Origin of the sequence: Burkholderia sp. LMG 13014 (assembly GCF_905232215.1) — a bacterium.
Taxonomy (GTDB): domain Bacteria; phylum Pseudomonadota; class Gammaproteobacteria; order Burkholderiales; family Burkholderiaceae; genus Burkholderia.
This window is the reverse complement of the sequence record NZ_CAJNKE010000598.1, coordinates 1-3,557: the sequence shown is the minus strand read 5'-3', so window position 1 is coordinate 3,557 and position 3,557 is coordinate 1. Positions and strand designations below refer to the sequence as shown.

The 3,557-nt window shown below is 69.3% G+C and carries 4 protein-coding genes; all 4 read right to left on the bottom strand.

Annotated elements, in window-relative coordinates:
* On the bottom strand, positions 1–481 hold a 481-nt coding region (locus tag JYJ84_RS31600; protein ID WP_205185758.1), incomplete at its 3' end, for an ABC-type transport auxiliary lipoprotein family protein.
* 38 nt (positions 482–519) lie between these two features.
* On the bottom strand, positions 520–1,449 hold the full coding sequence (locus JYJ84_RS31595; protein ID WP_122946364.1) for an MlaD family protein: 930 nt from the start codon (positions 1,447–1,449) through the stop codon (positions 520–522).
* Positions 1,450–1,467: 18 nt separating this feature from the next.
* Positions 1,468–2,382, bottom strand: coding sequence for an ABC transporter ATP-binding protein (locus tag JYJ84_RS31590; protein WP_122946365.1), 915 nt, complete (start codon positions 2,380–2,382; stop codon positions 1,468–1,470).
* Positions 2,379–3,503: an ABC transporter permease gene (locus JYJ84_RS31585; RefSeq protein WP_122946366.1), complete on the bottom strand. Its 1,125-nt coding sequence runs from the start codon at positions 3,501–3,503 to the stop codon at positions 2,379–2,381. The genes JYJ84_RS31590 and JYJ84_RS31585 overlap by 4 nt, the downstream gene beginning before the upstream one ends.
* Between the last annotated feature and the right edge of the window lie 54 nt (positions 3,504–3,557).

Sequence of the window (3,557 nt, the reverse complement as noted above, 5' to 3'; positions counted from 1 at the left end):
CGAGCACCTTGCCGTCCAGCGTCAGCGTCGCGCGCGCGGTGACGGCGCCATGGCTCTGCGACTGGCCGTCGAACACCTGCTCGAATTCGTTCAGGTCGACCTTGAGGGTCGGCGCACGCACGCCGTCGGATCCTTCGAGCACCGTGCCGCGCGACGACAGCGCGCCGCGCAGCCGCTGCGTGAGCAGTTGCGCGGGCGGCGCGGTCCAGCGACTGTCGCGATAGACGGCCACGTGCTGCGCGTCCAGATACGCAAGGCGGTACGCGAATTTGTCGGAATCGAGCGCGTCGGGCGCGGCGACGTCGAGCACCTTCAGCGCGGGGCCGGGGCCCGCGGTCACGGCCGACGTGGCCGGCCCGAGGTCATAGCGGACATTCGACAGCACCGCGCTGTTGCCGGCGCAGCCGGCCGCGAGCGACAGTGTCAGCACGGCAAGCGCGGCCGCGGCGGGACGCAGCGCGCGGTCAAGGATTCGTGGCATGGCGTGTTCCTGCATGATGTTTCCGGTTTCGATGGGTGTCACTGCCCGGCCGTCGCACCCGGCCAGACGAAGCCCGGTTCGCCGGGCCCCGGCGCCGCGCCGGGCGAACCGAACAACAGACTGCGCGGGTTGCGGCCAAGTTCACCGGCCACGTCCTTCAATTGCCGCGACGCGTCGCCGACACTGCCGGCCAGCGCGTTGAAACGCGGCAGCGTGTCGTACTGCACGCGCGCGTTGAGATCGTTCAGCGCGACACCGATCCGATCCGCGGCCGTCCCGGCCTTGTTCAGGTTCGACACGAGCGGCCCGTTCGGCTGCAGCAGCGTGTTCGCCGACGCCATCGCGCGGTTCACCTCGTGCATCGTTTCCGGCAGCGCGGTAACCGCCGGGCCGAGCTGCTTCGTCAGCGTGGTGGCGCCGTCGGCCGCGTGCTGCAGGCTTTCGGCAGTCGCGCGCAACTGCTCGCGCATCTCGGGCGACATCAGCGCATTCGCGCTCTTCGCGGCCAGTTCGAGCTGTCGCAGCAGCACGTCGCCGCGCTCCTGGATCTGGTCGAACAGGCTCGGCCGCATCGGGATCTGCGCGATCGCCTTCGTCGACGACGGCAGCGGCGCCAGGTCGCGGCCCGTGTCCTCGAGCTGCACGAACGCGATGCCCGTCACGCCCTGGAAGCCGAGGCTGCCGTAGGTCGACTGCGTGATCGGCGCGTCGTGGTCGACGAGGATGCGGATCCGGATCTGGCCCGGGTGCGCGCGATCGAAGCCGATCGACTGCACCTTGCCGACATCGAGGCCGCGAAAGCGCACGGCCGCGTCCGGGAACAGCCCCGTCACGTTGGTGCGCGCGAGCAGGTCGTACGGCACGCGCACGGTGCGGTCGACGTTGAACCAGAACACGGTGCCCGCGATCGCGAGCGTCAGCGCGATCGTGAACAGGCCGGCCCAGAACGCATGTGATTTGTTTTCCATTCGCGGATTCCTTCGTGCCTACAGCTCGACGCTCGACAGCGCCGGTTCGAGGGCCGCCTTCGGCAGCTTCGCGCGCCGCTCGGGCGGCAGCGCCTGCAATGCGCGGCGCCCGCGCAGCCCCAGGAAATATTCGTGGATGAACGGATGGTCGACGTTCGCGGCCTCCTCGACCGGCGCGGCCACCAGCACCTTGCGGTCGGCCAGCACCGCGACGCGCGTGGACAGCGCGACCATCGTGTCGAGATCGTGCGTCACCATCACGACGGTCAGCCCGAGCGTGCGGTGCAGCGTCGCGATCAGCTCGACGAATTCGTCCGACGCCTGCGGGTCGAGGCCGGCCGTCGGCTCGTCGAGGAACAGCAGCTCGGGCTCGAGCGCGATCGCACGCGCGATGCCCACCCGCTTGACCATCCCGCCCGACAGCGCGGCCGGCATTTTCGACGCGTGCTTGCACGGCAGCCCGACCATCTCGAGCTTCAGCATCACGATGTCGTGCAGCAGGTCCGGCGGCACGCGGCCGAGCTCGCGCAGCGGCTGCGCGACGTTGTCGAACACCGTCATCGACGAGAACAGCGCGCCCTGCTGGAACAGCATCCCGGAGCGCGTGCGCATCATCCGCGCGCTCGCGTCGTCGATCGTCGCCGTATCCTCGCCGAACACCTTGATCGTGCCCGACGTCGGGCGCTCGAGGCCGAGGATCTGCCGCACGAGCGTGGTCTTGCCGGAGCCCGAGCCGCCGACGATCGACACGATCTCGCCGCGCTTCACGTCGAAGTCGAGCTTCTGGTGAATGATGTTGCGCCCGTAGCGCTTGGTCAGGTTGCGCACCTCGATCACGAGATCGCTGGTATCGGCCGCCGCGGCTGGCCCGGTGCCGACCGACCCGGTACCGACTGCCGCGGCGTGCGCGGTCGTTTCGTTCGATGCGTTCATCCGAGCCCCACGTTCTGGAACAGGATCGCGAACACCGCGTCGGCGAGGATCACGACCGTGATCGACGACACGACCGACGTGGTCGTGCCTTCGCCGAGGCTCTGCGAGTTCGCCTTGATCCGGAAGCCGAAATGGCAGGCGACCAGCGCGATCAGCATGCCGAACACGATGCCCTTGCCGACCCCGATGTACAGGTTCGCGATCGGCACGACGCCCGGCAGCGAGCGCACGAAATAGTTGACGTCGATCCCGAGCACGAGCTTCGCGGCGAGCGCGCCGCCCGTCAGCGCGATGATGTTGGTCCACATCACGAGCAGCGGCATCGCGATGCCGAGCGCGAGCACGCGCGGCAGGATCAGCCGCAGCCCGTGCGGGATGCCCATCACGCGCATCGCGTCGAGCTCCTCGGTCACGCGCATCACGCCGATCTGCGCGGTGATCGCCGAGCCCGAGCGGCCCGCGACGAGAATCGCCGACAGCACCGGGCCGAGCTCGCGGATCACCGACAGCCCGAGGATGTTCACGATGTAGCGGTTCGCGCCGAACATCTGCAGCTGCTGTGCGGACAGGTAGCTGAGCACGATGCCGATCAGGAACGCGACGAGCGCGGTGATCGGCAGCGCCTGCGCGCCGGCGCTGTAGATGTTCGCCGAGGTCTCCTTCCACGGCATCGTCTTCGGACGGCGCAGCACCGACAGCGCATCGAGGATCACGAGGCCGAACATCGCGATGCCGCCCTGCAGGTGTTCGCCGAATCCGAAGATCGCCTGGCCGAGCCGCGTGACGGGATCGTAGCGCACGACGCGCTCGGGCGCCTCGCGCTCGCTGTCGAGCCGCTCGATGCGCTCGAAGATCGTGCGCTGCGTGGCGCTCAACGCGACACCGGCCGGCAGCTTGCGGCCCCACACGCGCCACAGCGCCTGGCCGCCGACGTGGTCGAGCCGCTCGATGCCGGACAGATCCCATTCGCTCACGCGCCCGGACGCGATGCTCGCGACACGGCGCGCCACCGCGCCGCGATTGCGTGCAAGCGCGAGCGCGGTCCACTGTCCGTACAGGCGCACCGTCTGGCCCTGGCCGCCGGCGTCGACCGACAGGCCGGGAGGAGTCTCGAAGTCCAAGGGCAGGTTGTTTGCAAAAAGGTGACAGCGGCCATTGTAGCGAACCGCCCGACG

Excerpts from the sequence above, each read along its gene's own strand:
- JYJ84_RS31595 (WP_122946364.1), bottom strand. The coding sequence starts at position 1,449 with ATGGAAAACAAATCACATGCGTTCTGGGCCGGCCTGTTCACGATCGCG.
- JYJ84_RS31590 (WP_122946365.1), bottom strand. The coding sequence starts at position 2,382 with ATGAACGCATCGAACGAAACGACCGCGCACGCCGCGGCAGTCGGTACC.